Raw genomic sequence first — 18,733 nt, forward strand, 5'->3', positions numbered from 1 at the left:
GGGAGGCTGAGGCTTCCCTTTGTTATGTTAAAAGCAAAGATTGTTACAATCACTAAAATAACCATACAGTTAACGGGTGGAAACCCGTGCCTAAAGGCTGTACAATTTCGCGCCTTAAACCCTGATAACTATGATGAGGCTGCCATTTGCAGATCTCCGAGTTATTAAAGGCGCTGCAATAGTCATTTTTAGTGAGGCACCAACCGATGACAACTGTCAAAATTAATCTGCTGGATTTCGATCGCAAAGGTCTGCGTAAATACTTTGCCGAAGAGCTAAATGAAAAGCCATTTCGAGCAGATCAGATAATGAAATGGATTTATCATTTCGGTTGTGATGACTTTGATCAAATGAATAATATTAATAAAAAATTGCGTGAAAAATTACAGCGTGTTGCTGAAATTCGTGCACCAGAGGTATCAAACGCACAATTCTCAAATGATGGCACCATCAAATGGGCAATGCGTGTGGGTGATCAAGATGTAGAAACGGTTTATATTCCTGATGAAGATCGCGCGACTTTATGTGTGTCTTCTCAAGTGGGCTGTGCACTAGAATGTAAGTTCTGTTCAACGGGCCAACAAGGTTTTAACCGTAATTTACGTGTCTCTGAGATTATTGGTCAAGTGTGGCGTGCAGCGAAAGAGATCGGTCTTCAAAAAGAAACCGGTCGTCGTCCAATTACCAATGTCGTAATGATGGGTATGGGTGAGCCACTACTAAACATGAAAAACTTAATTCCAGCATTAGAGATTATGCTTGATGATTTAGGTTTTGGTTTATCTAAGCGTCGCGTTACTGTTTCAACTTCTGGTGTTGTCTCTGGTCTAGAGCAAATGATCGGTACTATCGACGTTGCACTTGCTATTTCATTGCATGCGCCAACGGATGAATTACGTTCGCAAATTATGCCGATCAATGATCGTTGGAATATTGAAACCTTCCTTGATGCTGTGCGTCGTTATGTTGACTCAACTAACGCTAACCGTGGTCGTGTAACGATTGAATATGTGTTACTTGATCATGTTAATGATGACATGGAACATGCGCGTCAACTTGGACGTTTATTAAAAGACACACCCGCTAAAATTAATCTTATTCCATTCAATCCATACCCGGGTTCACCGTACAAAAAACCTAGTAATTCACGTATAGATCGCTTTATGAAAACTCTAATGGAGTATGATTATACGGTCACTGTACGTAAAACACGTGGTGATGATATTGATGCGGCATGTGGTCAGCTTGTCGGCGATGTTATTGATCGTACTAAGCGCACACAAGCAAAATTACCCATGGGTGAGTCTATTGCAGTTAAAACCCTTTAATTAGATTAGGCGATTATAATCACTTCGCGGTTTAACATGGATGTTAAGGTGAGTAAAAATGATACGATGGATGAAGTATCCATTATTTTCTTGTTTATTGTTGGCCGGATGCGCCACTGTGATGGTAGAAGATAACGCTGAACAATTTAATGCCATTGATGCTGCTGAAGCACGAATGACATTAGGGTTAAATTATTTAAAAGTAGGTCAATGGCAACGCGCACGGGATAATTTGGAACTAGCATTAGAGTATGCACCTGATTATTATCGTGTCCAAAATGCCATGGCCTATTATTATCAAAAGGTGGGTGAAAAAGACGCTGCAGAGAAAATGTACAAGCAAGCCTTAAAAGACGCGCCTAAAAATGGTGATGTACTTAATAATTATGGGGCCTTTTTGTGTAGCGAAGGACGTTATGATGAAGCTATCAATACGTTTATTAAAGCAATTAACCAACCTTACTATTATCTTATTTCAGCAAGTTATGAAAATGCCGGTTTATGTAGCCGTAAACAAGGTAATGACGTACAAGCAATAGATTATTTTGAAAAAGCACTTTCACATGACCCATATCGTCCAAAATCAATGTTACAACTAGCGCAGTTAGAATTAGAGGCTAATAATTATAAAGACGCTCGTGTACGGTTGTTTAAATTTAATAAGCGATATGGATATACAGCAAATAGTTTGTTGTTGCTCATTCAGTTAGAAAACCAAAATGGACGGTTAACTTTGGTCAATAAATACGCTAACTTATTAAAAGAACAATTTCCTGATTCTCAGCAATATCAGAATTATCTAGCCAATGAATACTGAACCTAATGATTCACCTCAATCCGATAATGTTGCTCGACCTGGTGATATGCTTCGTCAGGCACGTGAGCAACTAGGTTACTCACAAACAGATATTGCAAATCGACTACGATTACGTTTATCCGTTATTAATGATATTGAAAGTAATTGTTTTGACAGTGAGAAAATATCTACATTTACTCGAGGGTACGTGAGATCGTATGCAAAGTATGTTGGTTTAGATGATGTTGCGGTGGTTGCTCTATTAGACAATTACGGTCACTCAAAACCTAAAGCACAAGAAATGCAGAGTTTTTCACGTCGTACTAACCGTGAAGCGCATGATAGTCGTATCATGGGGTTAACATGGATCCTTGCAGTGATTTTTGTCGGTGTTACCGCCGTGTGGTGGTGGCAAAATGGCCATTTAGATCAAGATATAACGCCAGTCGTTGACGTTGCTAACGTTGAAGAGGTTGCCCCTGTAAGTGATACGGAAGCAAAGGTTGAGGTGGTAACATCTCCAGCTATTGGCACTTCCACCGCAATGGTAACAGATGGAACAACCCCAACGGCTTCTACTGACGTAACTGCACTTACTGATGCTGGACAAACACCAGCAGTGATCACTGATGCAGCGACTCCTACCGTAGAGCCTGTGGTTGTTACTACGACAGATGCTGATATAGATTCAACGATAGTGACGCCTACAGTGACAACCGACGTTGAAGCAGCGCCAGCATTACAATTAACCTTTGCCGCTGATTGTTGGATTGATATTCGTGACGCAAATGGTAAACGTCTTGAAAGTGGTATTAAGACTGCAGGTCAAACACTTGATATTAATGGTAAGGCACCATTTCGAGTTCGACTTGGCGCACCAAGTGCCGTTAAAATAGAACTTAAAGGGCAGCCTTTCGATCTTAGTCGCTATCCGGCAGGTCGACCTATAACGTTAACGTTGCCGCAGTAATAGAGAATAATAAAACATGCATAACGAATCACCCATTATACGTCGCCAATCAAGCCGAATTTATGTCGGTAATGTGCCGATTGGCGATGGCGCTCCCATTGCTGTTCAATCAATGACTAACACTTTAACCACCGATGTTGATGCCACAGTGGCTCAAATTCGAGCATTGGCAAAAGTAGGAGCTGACATTGTTCGTATTTCGATACCGACAATGGATGCTGCTGAAGCGTTTAAATTGATCAAACAGCAAGTCAATGTACCATTGGTTGCTGATATTCATTTTGATTACCGCATTGCATTAAAAGTGGCTGAATACGGTGTTGATTGTTTGCGTATTAATCCTGGTAATATTGGTCGTGAAGATCGTATTCGCTCGGTGGTTGAATGTGCGCGTGATAACAATATTCCGATTCGAATTGGTGTTAATGGCGGTTCGTTAGAAAAAGAAATCCAACAAAAATATGGAGAGCCAACTCCCGCAGCGTTAGTTGAATCTGCTTTGCGTCATGTTGAGATTTTAGATCGGCTTAACTTTGATCAATTTAAAGTGAGCGTTAAAGCTTCTGATGTATTTCTAGCGGTAGAGTCTTACCGTCAGTTAGCGAAACAAATTATACAACCGCTGCATTTAGGTATTACTGAAGCGGGTGGTGCGCGTGCAGGTTCTGTGAAATCTGCGGTAGGTTTGGGGATGTTACTTGCTGAAGGCATTGGTGACACCTTACGTATCTCATTAGCCGCAGATCCTGTTGAAGAGATTAAAGTCGGTTTTGATATTTTAAAATCATTACGTATTCGCTCGCGCGGGATTAACTTTATTGCGTGCCCAACTTGTTCCCGTCAAGAATTTGATGTTATCGCAACCGTCAATGCATTAGAGCAACGTTTAGAAGATATTATTACCCCGATGGATGTTTCTATCATTGGCTGTGTGGTCAATGGCCCAGGCGAAGCAGAAGCATCACATTTAGGTATTGCTGGCGGTAATCGTAAAAGTGCTTTTTATGAAGATGGTATTCGTCAAAAAGAACGTTTTGATAACGATAACGTCATTGATGCGCTTGAGGCTAAAATCCGCGCAAAAGCATCAATGTTAGACCTAAAAAATCGTATTGAGATTACACAATAAGATAAAATAGCAAAAACCATGCTGTTATTGTGACAGTGTGGTTCACTATTTCTGCAATAAATTATATATTCGATTTAAACCCCCATCGAAAACTGAGAATAATTGTGGCGAAAAAAATTCAAGCAATTCGAGGCATGAACGATTGCCTTCCAACACAAACTCCACTTTGGCAGAAAGTCGAAGGTACTGTTAAACAAGTGATCAGTGCATATGGTTACAATGAAATACGTATGCCAATTGTTGAGTCGACACATTTGTTTAAACGTGCAATTGGTGAAGTCACTGATGTCGTTGAAAAAGAAATGTACACTTTTGAAGATCGTAATGGTGATAGCTTAACATTACGTCCAGAAGGAACAGCAAGTTGTGTTCGTGCTGGCATTGAAAATGGTCTGCTTTATAACCAAGAACAGCGACTATGGTACATGGGTCCAATGTTCCGTCATGAGCGTCCACAAAAAGGTCGTTACCGTCAATTCCACCAAGTGGGTGTGGAAGTGTTTGGTATTGATGGCCCAGATGTCGATGCAGAACTTATCATGATGACAGCTCGTCTATGGCGTGAGCTTGGTATTAATGACCATGTTCGTCTAGAGTTAAATTCTATTGGTTCACTGGAAGCTCGTGCAGAATACCGTGTTGCATTGATTGCGTTTCTTGAACAGCATATGGAAGTGTTAGATGAAGATGCGAAGCGTCGCATGTACACTAATCCATTACGTGTTTTAGATACTAAAAATCCAGCGATTCAGGAAATTTTAGTTGATGCACCAATGCTTTCTGCGTACTTAGATCCAGAATCACAGCAACATTTTGCTGGTTTATGTGAACTATTAGACGCTGCTGGCATCAAATACCAAGTAAATGAACGTCTTGTACGTGGTTTAGATTATTATAACCGTACTGTATTTGAGTGGATCACTGATAGTTTAGGTGCACAAGGTACAGTATGTGGTGGTGGTCGTTATGACGGTCTAGTTGAACAACTAGGCGGTAAAGCAACCCCATCAGTGGGTTTCGCAATGGGACTTGAGCGTTTGGTATTACTGATGGAAGCATTAGAACAAGACGATGTACGTCGTTCGGTTGATGTTTACATGGTAACTGCCGGTGAAGGGACATTAGCGGCTGGTATGATGCTGGCAGAAAAATTACGTAATCAACTACCTCAGTTACGCATTATGTCTAACTTTGGTGGTGGTAATTTTAAAAAGCAATTTAAACGCGCTGATAACGTAGGTGCAGCTATTGCATTGGTTCTTGGTGAAAATGAAATAGCAGAAAACACCGTCGTAGTTAAAGATTTACATGGCGGTGAACAAACAACTATGGCACAGGATGAGGTTGCCGCGAAGCTGGCAGCACTGATTTAAGAGAGGACAGGAAGTGAACGACTACGCCACAGAAGAACAACAGGTTGAAGCGATAAAATCGTGGTGGCAAAATAACGGCAAAGCCGTTGTTCTCGGCGCTGTGATTGGTTTAGGCGGTCTATTAGGTTGGCGTTACTACCAGTCTGAAGTCCATGTTGCTAAGCATTTAGCTTCAGACTCCTATACTCAAGTAGTTACAGCTCTCGACAATAAAAGTAAAACTGCTGTCACTGAAGCGCAAACGTTCATCAAAGCTAATAAAGACAGTCAGTATGCTGTTCTTGCTGCATTACAATTAGCGAAAGTTCAAGTTGAAAATAATCATCTTGATGGTGCGATTGAGCAACTTAATTGGGTGATCAATAACACTAAAGATAACGCTATTTTACCGTTAGCTGTAACACGTCTAGCACGTATTTACGCAGAACAGCAGAAATTTACTGAAGCATTAGCTGAACTGAAAAAAGTAACGATTCCAAGCTGGAATGAAAATATTGCTGAGTTACGTGGTGATATATTACTGCAAAAAGGCGATATTCAAGCAGCACGTGATGCATATATAGAAGCTCAGCAAGATGGTTCATCACCAGCATTGCAAATGAAGCTTAATGACTTAGCTCAATAAGGCGAACATAATGCATAAGGTGTTAAAACGAGCTTTAGCCGTAGCAATTGCTGTGAGCGTATTGTCGGGTTGTGCGAGCGAAGTTGATTCTATTCATATGGCTCCATTGCCAAAAGTCGATAATACTTTTACGCCTAAAACAGATTGGAGTCGTAGCGTTGGTGACGGTGTTTCTGGTTACTATTCAAAGCTAACGCCCGCTGTTGGCCAAGGTAAAGTCTTTGTTGCTGACCGTAATGGTTTAGTCGAAGCTTTAGATTCTAGCAATGGTAAAGTGTTATGGAAAAATGATTTAGAAAAAGAGACCGCTGTTAAAATTTCTGGAGGCTTAGTTTTAGCTGAAGGAAAAATCTTTATTGGTACAGAAAATGCTGACGTAATAGCATTAGATGCTGAAACGGGTAAAGAAGTTTGGCGCGCTAAAGTTGCTGGAGAAGTGTTGTCAAAGCCATTAGTTGATAATGGTATTGTAGTTGTTAATACCAGTAGTGGTGTGCTTGAAGCTTTGAATGCTGATACTGGTACGAGCAAATGGCAAATCAACAATGAGATACCAACATTAACATTACGTGGTACCAGTTCTCCAGTTGCGATTTCTGGTGGTGTTTTCTGGGGCTTATCAAATGGTCGTTTAGAAGGCGCAATCTTAAATGATGGTCGTGTGCTATGGCAGCAAACCATTTCAACGCCTAAAGGTTCAACTGAAATTGATCGTTTAGTGGATGTCGATGCCGCTCCTGTAATTGCAGGCGATCGATTATATGCTATCGGCTATAATGGTACATTAGTATCAATTGATCTTCGTAGTGGTCAAATTGCGTGGAAACGTAATTATTCATCAGCAACCAATTTTGTCGTTGATGGTAACGAGTTGTTTTTAGTAACGGCTAAAGATCATATCGTTGCAGTTGATGCACGTAGTGGTACTGAATTATGGCAAAATAAAGATCTTCAATATCGTCAACTAAGTGCGCCTGCTGTTATTGATGGCTATTTAGTTACTGGTGATGCTGAAGGGTATCTACACTGGTTAGATACTCAATCAGGTGAATTTGTATCACAAGAGTCGATTGATGGTAGCGGTATTGCGGTTCCGCCAGTTGCATTAGATAACAATGGGTTTATTGTTGTCACTCGTGATGGCGAAATCAACAAAATGCAAATATCGAAATAAGTCGGTATACTGTCACTAGATTAATTTGTCGGCTCCAGCTGTCTTATGCAGTTGGAGCCGTTGTTGTTATATCCGTTGTGTATATTATTGTCGGATGAAGATAAGTAAATATGCTTATTTGAGGCAAGAATGAACGGTTGTATGTCAATTAAGACTATGAAAAATAAGAGGTAGTTATGATTCCTGTTGTTGCCCTTGTCGGGCGCCCTAACGTGGGTAAATCGACGTTGTTCAATCGTCTTACCCGCACGAGGGATGCACTTGTTGCAGACTTTCCTGGTTTAACTAGGGATCGTAAATACGGTAGAGCTGAGTTAGAAGAGCACGAATTTATTGTTATTGATACCGGTGGTATTGATGGTACAGAAGAAGGTGTTGAAAGCAAAATGGCTGAACAGTCATTAGCGGCAATCGAAGAAGCAGATGTTGTACTGTTTCTTGTTGATGGTCGTGCTGGATTAACATCTTCTGATGAAGCAATTGCAAAACACCTTCGTAGCCGTGAAAAGCCAACATTTTTAGTGGTAAACAAAGTTGACGGTATGGATCCCGACAGCGCGAGTGCAGAATTTTGGCGTTTAGGCGTTGATGCTATGTACCAAATTGCAGCCACTCAAAACCGTGGCGTAACTGCGCTAATGGAACGTGCTTTAGCGCCATTCTCTGATAAATTAAATGCAGAGTTAGCCGCGGCAAATGGCGAAGATGGTGAGCTTATACTTGAAGATTTAACATCAGTTAAAGATATCGAGAAAGCTAATCTTTCTGAAGAAGATGCTGAAGCTGCGTATAAACGTCTACAAGAACAACCTATTAAGATGGCTATCATTGGTCGTCCTAACGTAGGTAAATCAACGCTGACTAACCGTATTTTAGGTGAAGAACGCGTTGTTGTTTACGATATGCCAGGAACGACACGTGACTCTATTTACATTCCAATGGAACGTGATGGTCAAGAGTACGTATTGATTGATACCGCTGGTGTCCGTCGTCGTAAGAACATGAGCATGGCGGTTGAGAAGTTTTCTGTTATCCAAACATTGAAAGCTATCGAAAATGCCAACGTTGTGTTGTTAGTGATTGATGCCCGCGAAAATATTTCAGATCAAGATTTAAGTTTACTTGGTTTTGTACTGAACTCTGGTCGCTCGTTAGTGATTGCAGTTAATAAGTGGGATGGTTTAAGTAACGACGTTAAAGAGCGTGTTAAATCTGAACTTGATCGTCGTCTTGGTTTTGTTGACTTTGCGCGTATTCACTTTATTTCTGCACTACACGGTACCGGTGTTGGTCATTTATATGAATCAGTTATTGAAGCATATAAGTCAGCAACTAAACGTATCAGTACATCTTTGCTAACCCGTATTATGCAAATGGCACAAGATGATCACCAGCCACCAATGATTCGTGGCCGTCGTGTGAAACTTAAATATGCCCATGCTGGTGGTTATAACCCACCAATTATTGTTATTCACGGTAACCAAGTAAGTGACTTACCAAGTTCTTACAAACGTTACTTGATGAACTACTACCGTAAGTCATTAGAAATGATGGGTACACCTATTCGAATTCAATTCCAGAGTAGTGAGAACCCATTTGAAACGACAAAGCAAAAGTTGACTGTTTCTCAAGAACGTCAGCGTAAGCGCTTAACCAGTGCTTTACACGATCGTCGTAAGTAATTTAGCGATAGAGTGTATTGTCTCTTGATGTAAAAGCCCAGCCATTGTGTTGGGCTTTTTTATAAGGAAAATATCATGGTTGTTGTTACACCAACAATTGTTATGCCAACGATTATTACGCCAACAAAAGTACTTTTCACTCAAAATATCTGGCAAATAAACAGTGCCGTTGTTTGTGCTGTTGCTGCTAAAAATGGCGGCACGTGGATCGTTGTTGAGCAAACACCCTTTCATCCTGTAAGTCATATTTGGCCAGATCATCCCGCGGATCGTGGTGAATTAATTTATCAATCCCAGCATTATACTGTGACAGATTGTGTTGTAGGTGCGATAGAAATAGCTACGCAGCAATTATATATTGCCGCTGATATTCCTGTTAAACGTGAGACTGATGGTTGGGTGTTTGTTGTGGCTCATCATCTAGCATTACCGCTTGCTCTTTGTGTTGGTAAAGAGGTAACACTGGTGGTTGATAAAGCATATCAACAGGGGTTAAGCCGTGGTCACAGTGGCGGTCATTTATCATCATTAGCATTAAATAAAGTGCTACATACTGATTTTTGGCGAAAAGATCCGAGTCGACGTGATGAGCTTGGCTATTACGATTTCCATAGTTACGCGCAAGAAAAGAGCATTGCGAGTGAAAATTGTAATACTGATCATTATCGATTAGGTAAAACTTTGCGTAAACGTGGACTTAATAGTGTTGAAATGATCGCGGATATTGAACAAATAACCGTTAAAATTAACCAACAATTAGCGTTATGGGTAGCATTAGCGACGCCAATAGTGATGCGTCGTGAAGGTGATGCATTAACAGATTCTCGTTATTGGCAATGTGATCTTGGTGATGAGGGAATCATTGAAATTCCCTGTGGTGGAACGCATGCGACCTCATTAGCAGAATATCTTGCGTTAACGGTAAAGTTTGAAGTTATCTCTGATCAACAATTAGTAATGATAACGACGGCCGTTATGGCATAAATAATAATATGATCATGATATTTAAATCGTCTAAGGACGATTTTTTTGTAGGTGTAATTGCCTATTTTTTATAGCGTTAGCAAAGGTGAAGATAACTGTTTTTATTGTTGAATGAGAATAACTCTGCGTTATCTTAATATTTAATATGGTCAATATTTATACTTTTTTCAATATGATCCTGATTTATTAAATATTAGATCATAGCAGTTTTTGTGATATTTTTTAGAGTTTAATGCTGTTTAAAATTCATATACAGGATATGTAACTTATGCTTTCGGGATGTGTATTGATAAATATTCTTTTGAGAGCTGATCGCTGATCAAGTTTAATAAACACAATGATCACCCATAAGGGTGATGATCATATTAGGGATCATGGTGTCATTATGACAATGAGTGATCGAGAGAATTATGAAGCATTAGTTAGGGTTGTGCTAAATATTTAAAAAGTGATATTTAATTTTAGTAGCATCTAACGCAATAATTTTGCATGCTAGAATAAATTCATTTAGGAGTAAAAGAGAGTGATTAAAAATACTTGTCCGCAATGTGAGAGTGAATTGAGTTGGAAAGATCAGGGATATTTTTGTGAGTATTGCCAACAAAAAGTGACTAAAACTGCATTTTGTCCTGATTGTTCTGAGCAATTAGAGAAATTACAAGCGTGTGGATCTGCGAGTTACTTTTGTAATTATTGTAATGAGTTAAAATCAAAATCACGCGTAAAAATCGTATTTAATAAAGCAGAAGATTAATATTTTAGCGCAATTATGCCGCAATAAAAAAATTATATTGCGGCATTGAAGAGTGATGGATAACGAGTATTAATTGTTATTAACGGTGGTATGAATCTTACCATCTGTGACTGTTGTGATCAGTTGATCACCCGCTTTAACTTGATCACAACGACGAATAAGATCCCCTTTATCATTACGCGTAATTGAGTAACCACGGCTTAGGGTTGCCAGTGGGCTTACGGTATCTAATTTTTCGGCAGATAACGATAATTTATGCTGAGCATTTAACAGGTTACGATCCATTGCATCCAATAAACGTCGCTTGGTATTAATAAGTGTGGTTGTGTTGTGTTGCAGACGTTGCTGTGGTGAATGAAGTGATAATTTATATTGGTTTTGAGTAATACGTTGTTGTTGTTTTTGTATTTTTTTCAGCATTATCTGCTGTAATCGACGGGTTATATCATCTAGGTGCTGTTGTTGTTGGTTTAAACGCAGCTGTGGATGTTGACGATCTAAACGGTGCTTTAATTGATTCACATGCTGTTTTTTATCAGCGAAATAAAACTGAATCGCATGGCGTAATTGTTGTTGTTTCTGAGCAATTTTATCGGTTTGTGCTGAGCTATCACGACTGATTAATTCTGCCGCAGCAGAGGGCGTCGGTGCGCGCATATCTGCGACAAAATCAGCAATGGTGACATCAACTTCATGGCCGACAGCACTGACGATCGGGATCTGACTTGCTGCAATGGTTCGTGCAACAATTTCTTCGTTAAATGCCCATAAATCTTCTAATGAACCACCCCCTCGACCAACAATTAAAATATCACATTCTTGGCGTGAGTTTGCCCGTCCAATGGCTTGAGCTATTGATATGGCTGCACCATCACCTTGAACCATTGTCGGATAAATAACCACCGCTAAACTTGGATCTCGACGTTTTAATACTTGCAGAATATCGTGAAGAGCTGCGCCTGTTTTAGAGGTAATAATACCGACACGTTGAGGTTGTTGTGGTAATGGTTTTTTCAATGCTTGAGCAAATAATCCTTCAGCAGCAAGGGTCATTTTTAGTTGTTCAAATTGTTGCTGTAAACGACCATCCCCTTCAGGTTGCATGCTTTCAATAATCAACTGATAGTCGCCGCGAGGTTCGTAAATTGATAACCGCGCTTTAACTAAAACTTGATTACCATTGCCGGGTTTAAAGCTGACATGGCGATTGGTACCTTTGAACATCGCGCATTTTACTTGAGCACGAGAATCTTTAAGGGTGAAATACCAATGGCCAGAAACGGGCATTGAAAAATTTGATAATTCGCCGACGAGCCAAACTATTCCCATTTCATTTTCAAGGATTAGGCGGACTTGTGCATTGAGACTGGAAACGGTGTAGATACGATCGTTGGATTGGCTTTGAGAAGCGAATAGAGTCACGAAGGAAGTACCTGCTAACGAACGAATGAATGGCGGCAGGCGGTCAAAAAACTATCAAATAGAACGAAAAACGCCTAGGCAGATCAATGGACAGATCTTGGCCGTATTTCGTCGACCGCATCACCGGATAGTTAACCGAAATATACTACTCAGCAAATGTTTTTTGTCAATTAAAAAAATAAAAATAATTCTAGCCAAACGATTGCTTCATACGTATAATCCGTTCGCAATATTTTAATCTTCTTTGTAAACCTTTAAATTGGTGTGAGATATTGCATGTTACGAATTAAAAAAGAAGCGTTGACGTTTGATGATGTATTACTAGTTCCTGCTCATTCTACAGTCCTACCTAACACTGCCGATCTGCGCACTCGTCTCACGAAAGAGATTGCTCTTAACATTCCTATGCTATCAGCATCTATGGATACAGTGACTGAAGGTCGCCTCGCCATTGCACTTGCTCAAGAGGGCGGCATTGGTTTTATCCACAAGAATATGTCTATCGAACAACAAGCGGCTGAAGTTCGCATGGTTAAAAAGTTCGAAGCAGGCGTTGTTGCAGAACCTGTTACTGTTAAACCAAATAACACTATCGCAGATGTTAAACGTCTGACCTTAGAAAATGGTTTTGCAGGTTATCCTGTGGTTGCAGATAACAATGAATTAGTTGGTATTATTACTGGCCGTGATGTTCGTTTTGTTACTGACCTTTCAATTAAAGTTGAAGAAGTAATGACTTCTAAAGAGAAGTTAGCTTCAGCAAAAGAAGGCGCATCTCGCGAAGAAGTTGAAGCGATTATGCAACAGTACCGTGTTGAAAAAGTACTGTTAGTTGACGACAATTTCCGCCTAAAAGGGATGATCACTGCGAAAGACTTCCAAAAAGCAGAACGTAAACCAAACGCGTGTAAAGATGAGCGCGGCAGTTTACGTGTAGGTGCTGCTGTTGGTGCTGGTGCGGGTAATGAAGAACGCGTTGCTGCATTGGTTGAAGCTGGTGTTGACGTATTACTTATCGATTCATCTCACGGTCATTCAGAAGGCGTTTTACAACGTATTCGTGAAACACGTGCCGCTTTCCCTAATCTTCCTATTGTTGGCGGTAACGTTGCAACAGCAGACGGTGCTCGCTCATTAATTGAAGCTGGCGTAAGTGCAGTTAAAGTGGGTATCGGCCCAGGTTCAATCTGTACTACACGTATTGTGACTGGTGTGGGTGTTCCTCAAATTACTGCGATTTCAGAAGCTGCATCAGTGGCTGATCAATACGGTATTCCAGTTATTGCTGATGGTGGTATTCGTTACTCTGGCGATTTATGTAAAGCGATTGCTGCGGGTGCATCATGTGTGATGGTTGGCTCAATGTTCGCTGGTACTGAAGAAGCACCGGGTGAAGTTGAACTGTATCAAGGTCGTTCTTATAAATCATACCGTGGTATGGGTTCACTTGGCGCAATGTCAAAAGGCTCTTCAGACCGTTATTTCCAATCAGATAACGCAGCAGATAAGCTTGTACCTGAAGGTATTGAAGGCCGTGTTGCTTACAAAGGTTTGATGAAAGAAATCGTTCATCAGCAAATGGGTGGTTTACGTTCAAGCATGGGTTTAACTGGCTCTGCAACAATTGAAGACTTACGTACTAAAGCTGAATTTGTACGGATTTCAGGCGCAGGCATGAAAGAGTCGCACGTACATGATGTGATAATCACAAAAGAAGCGCCTAACTACCGTACGGCTTAATTATTAAGCAGTCAGTATTCGTTGAACGAAAACGATTGCCTAAGTTGCGAAGTTAGATAAAATCGGGGCTAGATATAGCCCCCAATACATTCAATTTTTGAGATAGTTCTATAATGACCACTACCGCAAATATTCATGACCAACGTATTCTTATTTTGGATTTTGGTTCACAATACACTCAGTTAATTGCCCGCCGTATCCGTGAAATCGGCGTTTACTGTGAGCTTTGGAGCTGGGATGTTGATGAAGCTGATATTCGTGATTTCAATCCAAACGGTATTATTCTTTCTGGTGGTCCTGAAAGCGTAACTGAAGCGGGTTCTCCTCGCGCACCACAGTATGTATTTGAAGCGGGTGTTCCTGTGTTTGGTGTATGTTACGGCATGCAGACCATGGCAGAACAACTGGGTGGTAAAGTTGCAGGTTCTGATGAGCGCGAATTTGGTTATGCGCAAGTTAAAATTGTTGAGCAAACTGCTTTCTTAAAAGATATTCAAGATGCTGTTGCTGCTGATGGTACGCCATTACTTGATGTATGGATGAGCCACGGCGATAAAGTTGTCGAGATTCCAGCTGATTTTATTAAAGTTGCTGAAACTGATACTTGCCCATTTGCTGCAATGGCAAATGAAGACAAGCGCTTCTACGGTGTACAATTCCATCCTGAAGTAACGCATACTCGCCAAGGTATGAAGTTAATTGAAAACTTCGTGATGAATGTGTGTGGCTGTGAAAAGCTATGGACATCAGCTAATATTATTGAAGATGCAATTGCACGTATCAAAGAGCAAGTCGGTGACGATGAAGTTATCCTTGGTCTGTCTGGTGGCGTTGATTCGTCAGTCGTTGCAATGCTTATTCACCGTGCGATTGGCGATAAGCTAACATGTGTATTTGTTGATAACGGTTTACTTCGTCTTAACGAAGGCCAGCAAGTAATGGACATGTTTGGTGATGACTTTGGTCTAAAAATCATCCATGTTAAAGCAGAAGATCGTTTCTTAGATGCGCTTGCAGGTATTGATGAGCCTGAAGCGAAACGTAAGAAAATTGGTCACGTGTTTGTTGACATCTTTGATGAAGAATCAAAGAAATTAAAAAATGCTAAGTGGCTAGCACAGGGTACGATTTATCCTGATGTGATCGAATCAGCCGCATCTAAAACAGGTAAAGCGCACGTAATCAAATCTCACCATAACGTTGGCGGTTTGCCAGATGATATGGCAATGGGTTTGGTTGAACCATTACGTGAGTTATTTAAAGATGAAGTACGTAAGATCGGTCTAGAACTTGGTTTGCCTTATAACATGCTTTACCGCCACCCATTCCCTGGGCCTGGTTTAGGTGTTCGTGTGTTAGGCGAAGTGAAGAAAGAATACTGTGACTTACTACGTCGTGCAGATGCAATCTTTATTGAAGAGCTACATAACGCTGATCTTTACAATAAAGTATCGCAAGCGTTTACTGTATTCTTACCTGTACGTTCAGTGGGCGTGATGGGCGATGGTCGTAAGTATGATTGGGTTGTATCGCTACGTGCGGTAGAAACGATCGACTTTATGACTGCGCATTGGGCACATTTACCTTATGATTTCTTAGGTAAAGTATCGAATCGTATCATCAATGAAGTCAATGGTATTTCACGTGTTGTTTACGATATTTCTGGTAAGCCACCCGCAACGATTGAGTGGGAATAATTACAGGTTTATTAGCACTAATTGAATAAAAAAAGCACCTACGGGTGCTTTTTTTATGGCTGCTATTTAATGCGATTAAAGTAAGATTTATCTTTTTATTGGTTAGTTGTTACTTATTTGTTTGATTTATGTTTTTTGTAAGTGTCGTATTAATGATTGGTTACAATATGTAGTGGTTAGTAGGTGTTATTAGTAGGTTTATAACACTGTTTGTTGTGGTAGTTTCATTACAATCGTTCAGCGAATATTCATATTTGATTTGGACAAAAAATGAGATCGACTACATGTAAGTAGATCCGCATAGCAAACATAACCAGCATAAGGACATGGAATTACCATGAACGACAAAATACTGAAGCAAGCACCACCCCCTTCGACGAGTGCGATGGACAAGTTTTTAAATGGTATTGAGCGCACAGGTAATAAAATTCCTGATCCCGCGTTACTGTTCTTTTGGGGTTTAGTTACCGTTTGGATTCTTTCTGCTGTGCTATCGCAGTTTGATTTTGGCCTTATGCATCCAGTGACTAAAGAAGTTGTTCAAGTCAATAACTTGTTAACTGGCGATGCGATGGCAAGTTTCTTGGCGAACATGGTGAAAAACTTCACTGGGTTTGCGCCATTAGGTATTGTATTAGTTGCTATGTTAGGTGTGGGTGTTGCTGAAGCGTCAGGCTTTATTAATACTGGCCTGAAAAAGATGCTAAATGTTACGCCAGCTAAGCTACTTACGCCGATGCTGATTTTAGTGGCAATTGTATCGCACACTGCTGCTGATGCAGGTTATGTATTGGTTATTCCTCTTGGTGGTATCATTTTCCACGCAGCTGGTCGTCATCCTCTTGCGGGTATTGCAGCGGCGTTTGCTGGTGTTTCTGGTGGTTTCTCTGCTAACTTTATTCCTTCTGGTATCGACCCATTACTAGCGGGCTTTACCCAAGAAGCTGCACGTATCATGGATCCAACTTACATTGTTAACCCGTTAGCAAACTTAATGTTCACTGGTCTATCATCGTTCATTATTGTGGGTATTGGCTGGTACATCACCGATAAAGTAATTGAGCCTCGTTTACAAAAAACAGCGATTGATGAAGATGCAGAAGAAGCACCTGATATGGGTTCTTTTACGCCACTAGAAAGCAAAGCATTCTCATACGCTGGCTGGACAATGGTTGTGGGTATTGTGCTATTAGTTGCTGCAGTATGGCCTGAAACCTCGCCATTGCGTTCGCCTACGGGTGAAGTTGCTGCCTTTAATGCACCAGTGATGCAATCTATTGTACCGTTGATTTTCATTCTGTTTGTTATTCCCGGTATTATCTACGGTAAAGTTGCAGGTACATTTAAGCAAAGTGGTGATGTGATTAAAGCGATGTCGACTACCATGGCGGGTATGGCTGGCTTTATGGTAATGGTGTTCTTTATTGCTCAGTTCTTGGTGGCGTTTACGCAATCAAACTTAGGTACGCTATTAGCACTTTCTGGTGCGCAATTATTGCAACAAATGAACTTACCGGGTCAAGTCACCATCGTTGGTATGATTCTACTAACAGCCAGTGTTAACTTATTGGTGGGCTCAGCGTCTGCTAAGTGGGCATTGATTGGTCCTATTATGGTTCCAATGTTAATGGCAGTGGGTATTTCACCGGAATTAACTCAAGCGGCTTACCGTGTTGGTGACTCTGTCTCTAACATTATTTCACCAATGATGGTGTTCTTCCCATTAGTGGTTGTTTACATGCAACGTTATGTTAAGAGTTCAGGTATTGGCACCTTAGCGTCAATGATGATGCCGTATTCAATTGCAATGTTAATTGGTTGGACTATCTTCCTATTAGTATTCTGGACCCTAGGTATTCCTCTAGGTGTTCAAGCGCCTTACACTTACAGTATGTAAATAATTAGAGTTGAATAACGATAGTGAGTATTAATAAATAATTATCGTTAACGAAAAAAAGCCTCGAACAGGTAAACTGTTTGAGGCTTTTTTGTCTTTTATTAATCCCTGTCTGCAAAGAGGAGTTTAATAAAAATTAGCGGTTATTTATTGAAGTTTTCAACGTGGAAGCGAAGATGATCGTCAATAAATGAGGCCATAAAGTAGTAGCTGTGGTCATAACCATCTTGCATACGCACTTCTAGTGGGTAGCTATTTGCTTCCGCTGCTGCAACAAGGGTTTCAGTACGAAGCTGACCATCATTGTAGAAGTTATCGTGCGTGCCTTGATCAACCAACATTGGTAATTTAACTTCAGCAATACGCATCAATTCACTTGAATCATATTGCTTCCAGTTTTTAGTATTACTACCAAGATAACCAGTAAGCGCTTTTTGGCCCCAAGCACTATTCATTGGATTCGAGATAGGACTAAATGCTGATGCAGAGCTATAACGCTCAGGATTACGTAATGCAATCATCAATGCGCCATGTCCACCCATTGAGTGACCAGTGATGGCGCGTTGATCAGTGACTGGGAAGTGTGCTTCAATCAATGTTGGTAATTCATTCACAATGTAATCATACATATGGTAATGACGGTTCCACGGTGCTTCTGTTGCATTAACATAGAAACCAGCACCAAGACCAAAGTCATACGCACCTTGTGGGTCGTCAGCAACACCTTCACCACGAGGGCTAGTATCTGGAGCAACAATAGCGACACCCAATTCAGCAGCCATACGTTGTGCGCCTGCTTTTTGCATAAAGTTTTCATCAGTACATGTCAGTCCTGATAACCAGTAAATAACGGGTACTTTTTGTCCTGCTGCACATTGTGGTGGCAGGTAAATAGTAAAACGCATATCGCAATTAAGGACTTCTGAACGGTGAGTATATTGCTTATGCCAGCCGCCAGCGCTTTTGTTACAACTAATATTTTCTAAAGGCATTGGATTTAGTCTCTTGTTAAAGCTGCGCAGAGTGTAGGCGCTCTGCGCATTTTTTATGACGTTATTAGAATAAAGCTTATTTTAGGAAAGCTTACTTATCGAAGTGAATAACCGTACGGATACTCTTACCTTCGTGTAGTAGCTCAAAAGACTTGTTGATGTCTTCTAGA

General features: G+C 40.6%; 15 protein-coding genes. 13 read left to right on the plus strand and 2 right to left on the minus strand.

The genetic code is table 11. The features are described from left to right. Positions 1–206 precede the first annotated feature (206 nt). The 10 genes from GLP24_RS19055 (at position 207) to GLP24_RS19100 (ending at position 10,815) form a co-directional block, all read left to right on the plus strand. Positions 207–1,328, plus strand: coding sequence for a bifunctional tRNA (adenosine(37)-C2)-methyltransferase TrmG/ribosomal RNA large subunit methyltransferase RlmN (locus GLP24_RS19055; protein ID WP_101770174.1), 1,122 nt, complete (start codon positions 207–209; stop codon positions 1,326–1,328). Between the two features lie 58 nt (positions 1,329–1,386). Beyond that, complete coding sequence (gene pilW, locus GLP24_RS19060) at positions 1,387–2,145, plus strand: type IV pilus biogenesis/stability protein PilW (protein ID WP_101770175.1); 759 nt, start codon at positions 1,387–1,389, stop codon at positions 2,143–2,145. Beyond that, positions 2,135–3,094, plus strand: a complete 960-nt coding sequence (gene rodZ / locus GLP24_RS19065) for a cytoskeleton protein RodZ (protein ID WP_101770176.1) — start codon at positions 2,135–2,137, stop codon at positions 3,092–3,094. Before pilW ends, rodZ begins: the two co-directional genes overlap by 11 nt. 16 nt (positions 3,095–3,110) lie before the next feature. Then, the gene (gene ispG, locus GLP24_RS19070; RefSeq protein WP_232616410.1) at positions 3,111–4,223 is read left to right on the plus strand and encodes a flavodoxin-dependent (E)-4-hydroxy-3-methylbut-2-enyl-diphosphate synthase; all 1,113 of its coding nucleotides are present in this window, start codon (positions 3,111–3,113) and stop codon (positions 4,221–4,223) included. A 104-nt stretch (positions 4,224–4,327) separates the two neighbouring features. After that, positions 4,328–5,596, plus strand: a complete 1,269-nt coding sequence (hisS, locus tag GLP24_RS19075) for a histidine--tRNA ligase (protein ID WP_101770178.1) — start codon at positions 4,328–4,330, stop codon at positions 5,594–5,596. 13 nt (positions 5,597–5,609) lie between these two features. Then, a complete protein-coding gene (locus tag GLP24_RS19080; RefSeq protein WP_101770179.1) occupies positions 5,610–6,221 on the plus strand; it encodes a YfgM family protein in 612 nt (203 codons plus the stop codon). 10 nt (positions 6,222–6,231) lie between these two features. Then, positions 6,232–7,395, plus strand: coding sequence for an outer membrane protein assembly factor BamB (gene bamB, locus GLP24_RS19085; RefSeq protein ID WP_152654342.1), 1,164 nt, complete (start codon positions 6,232–6,234; stop codon positions 7,393–7,395). A 176-nt stretch (positions 7,396–7,571) separates the two neighbouring features. After that, positions 7,572–9,077: a ribosome biogenesis GTPase Der gene (gene der, locus GLP24_RS19090; protein WP_101770181.1), complete on the plus strand. Its 1,506-nt coding sequence runs from the start codon at positions 7,572–7,574 to the stop codon at positions 9,075–9,077. Between the two features lie 75 nt (positions 9,078–9,152). Then, positions 9,153–10,061 carry an alanyl-tRNA editing protein gene (locus tag GLP24_RS19095; RefSeq protein WP_232616411.1) on the plus strand — a complete coding sequence of 303 codons (909 nt, stop codon included), beginning with the start codon at positions 9,153–9,155 and terminating at the stop codon, positions 10,059–10,061. A gap of 523 nt (positions 10,062–10,584) precedes the next feature. Continuing rightward, positions 10,585–10,815, plus strand: coding sequence for a zinc ribbon domain-containing protein (locus GLP24_RS19100; protein WP_101770182.1), 231 nt, complete (start codon positions 10,585–10,587; stop codon positions 10,813–10,815). A gap of 69 nt (positions 10,816–10,884) precedes the next feature. On the opposite strand, the gene xseA is transcribed toward GLP24_RS19100, so the two are convergent. Beyond that, positions 10,885–12,237 carry an exodeoxyribonuclease VII large subunit gene (gene xseA, locus GLP24_RS19105; RefSeq protein ID WP_101770183.1) on the minus strand — a complete coding sequence of 451 codons (1,353 nt, stop codon included), beginning with the start codon at positions 12,235–12,237 and terminating at the stop codon, positions 10,885–10,887. Positions 12,238–12,513: 276 nt separating this feature from the next. Here xseA and guaB point away from each other — a divergent pair, with 276 nt between their 5' ends. The 3 genes from guaB to GLP24_RS19120 all read left to right on the plus strand — a co-directional run bounded on the left by guaB (position 12,514) and on the right by GLP24_RS19120 (position 17,571). Then, complete coding sequence (gene guaB, locus GLP24_RS19110) at positions 12,514–13,977, plus strand: IMP dehydrogenase (protein WP_101770184.1); 1,464 nt, start codon at positions 12,514–12,516, stop codon at positions 13,975–13,977. A 113-nt stretch (positions 13,978–14,090) separates the two neighbouring features. Continuing rightward, the gene (gene guaA, locus GLP24_RS19115) at positions 14,091–15,674 is read left to right on the plus strand and encodes a glutamine-hydrolyzing GMP synthase (protein ID WP_101770185.1); all 1,584 of its coding nucleotides are present in this window, start codon (positions 14,091–14,093) and stop codon (positions 15,672–15,674) included. A 337-nt stretch (positions 15,675–16,011) separates the two neighbouring features. Further along, positions 16,012–17,571: an AbgT family transporter gene (locus tag GLP24_RS19120; protein ID WP_101770186.1), complete on the plus strand. Its 1,560-nt coding sequence runs from the start codon at positions 16,012–16,014 to the stop codon at positions 17,569–17,571. A 143-nt stretch (positions 17,572–17,714) separates the two neighbouring features. Here the strand turns inward: GLP24_RS19120 and fghA are convergent, their stop codons facing one another. After that, on the minus strand, positions 17,715–18,563 hold the full coding sequence (gene fghA / locus GLP24_RS19125; RefSeq protein ID WP_101770187.1) for an S-formylglutathione hydrolase: 849 nt from the start codon (positions 18,561–18,563) through the stop codon (positions 17,715–17,717). Positions 18,564–18,733: the final 170 nt, after the last annotated feature.

Source organism: Photobacterium carnosum (genome assembly GCF_021236965.1).
GTDB lineage: Bacteria > Pseudomonadota > Gammaproteobacteria > Enterobacterales > Vibrionaceae > Photobacterium > Photobacterium carnosum.

Excerpts from the sequence above, each read along its gene's own strand:
- GLP24_RS19055 (WP_101770174.1), top strand. The coding sequence starts at position 207 with ATGACAACTGTCAAAATTAATCTGCTGGATTTCGATCGCAAAGGTCTG.
- ispG (WP_232616410.1), top strand. The coding sequence starts at position 3,111 with ATGCATAACGAATCACCCATTATACGTCGCCAATCAAGCCGAATTTAT.
- pilW (WP_101770175.1), top strand. The coding sequence starts at position 1,387 with ATGATACGATGGATGAAGTATCCATTATTTTCTTGTTTATTGTTGGCC.
- guaA (WP_101770185.1), top strand. The coding sequence starts at position 14,091 with ATGACCACTACCGCAAATATTCATGACCAACGTATTCTTATTTTGGAT.
- bamB (WP_152654342.1), top strand. The coding sequence starts at position 6,232 with ATGCATAAGGTGTTAAAACGAGCTTTAGCCGTAGCAATTGCTGTGAGC.
- rodZ (WP_101770176.1), top strand. The coding sequence starts at position 2,135 with ATGAATACTGAACCTAATGATTCACCTCAATCCGATAATGTTGCTCGA.
- der (WP_101770181.1), top strand. The coding sequence starts at position 7,572 with ATGATTCCTGTTGTTGCCCTTGTCGGGCGCCCTAACGTGGGTAAATCG.
- fghA (WP_101770187.1), bottom strand. The coding sequence starts at position 18,563 with ATGCCTTTAGAAAATATTAGTTGTAACAAAAGCGCTGGCGGCTGGCAT.
- guaB (WP_101770184.1), top strand. The coding sequence starts at position 12,514 with ATGTTACGAATTAAAAAAGAAGCGTTGACGTTTGATGATGTATTACTA.
- GLP24_RS19120 (WP_101770186.1), top strand. The coding sequence starts at position 16,012 with ATGAACGACAAAATACTGAAGCAAGCACCACCCCCTTCGACGAGTGCG.
- GLP24_RS19095 (WP_232616411.1), top strand. The coding sequence starts at position 9,153 with ATGGTTGTTGTTACACCAACAATTGTTATGCCAACGATTATTACGCCA.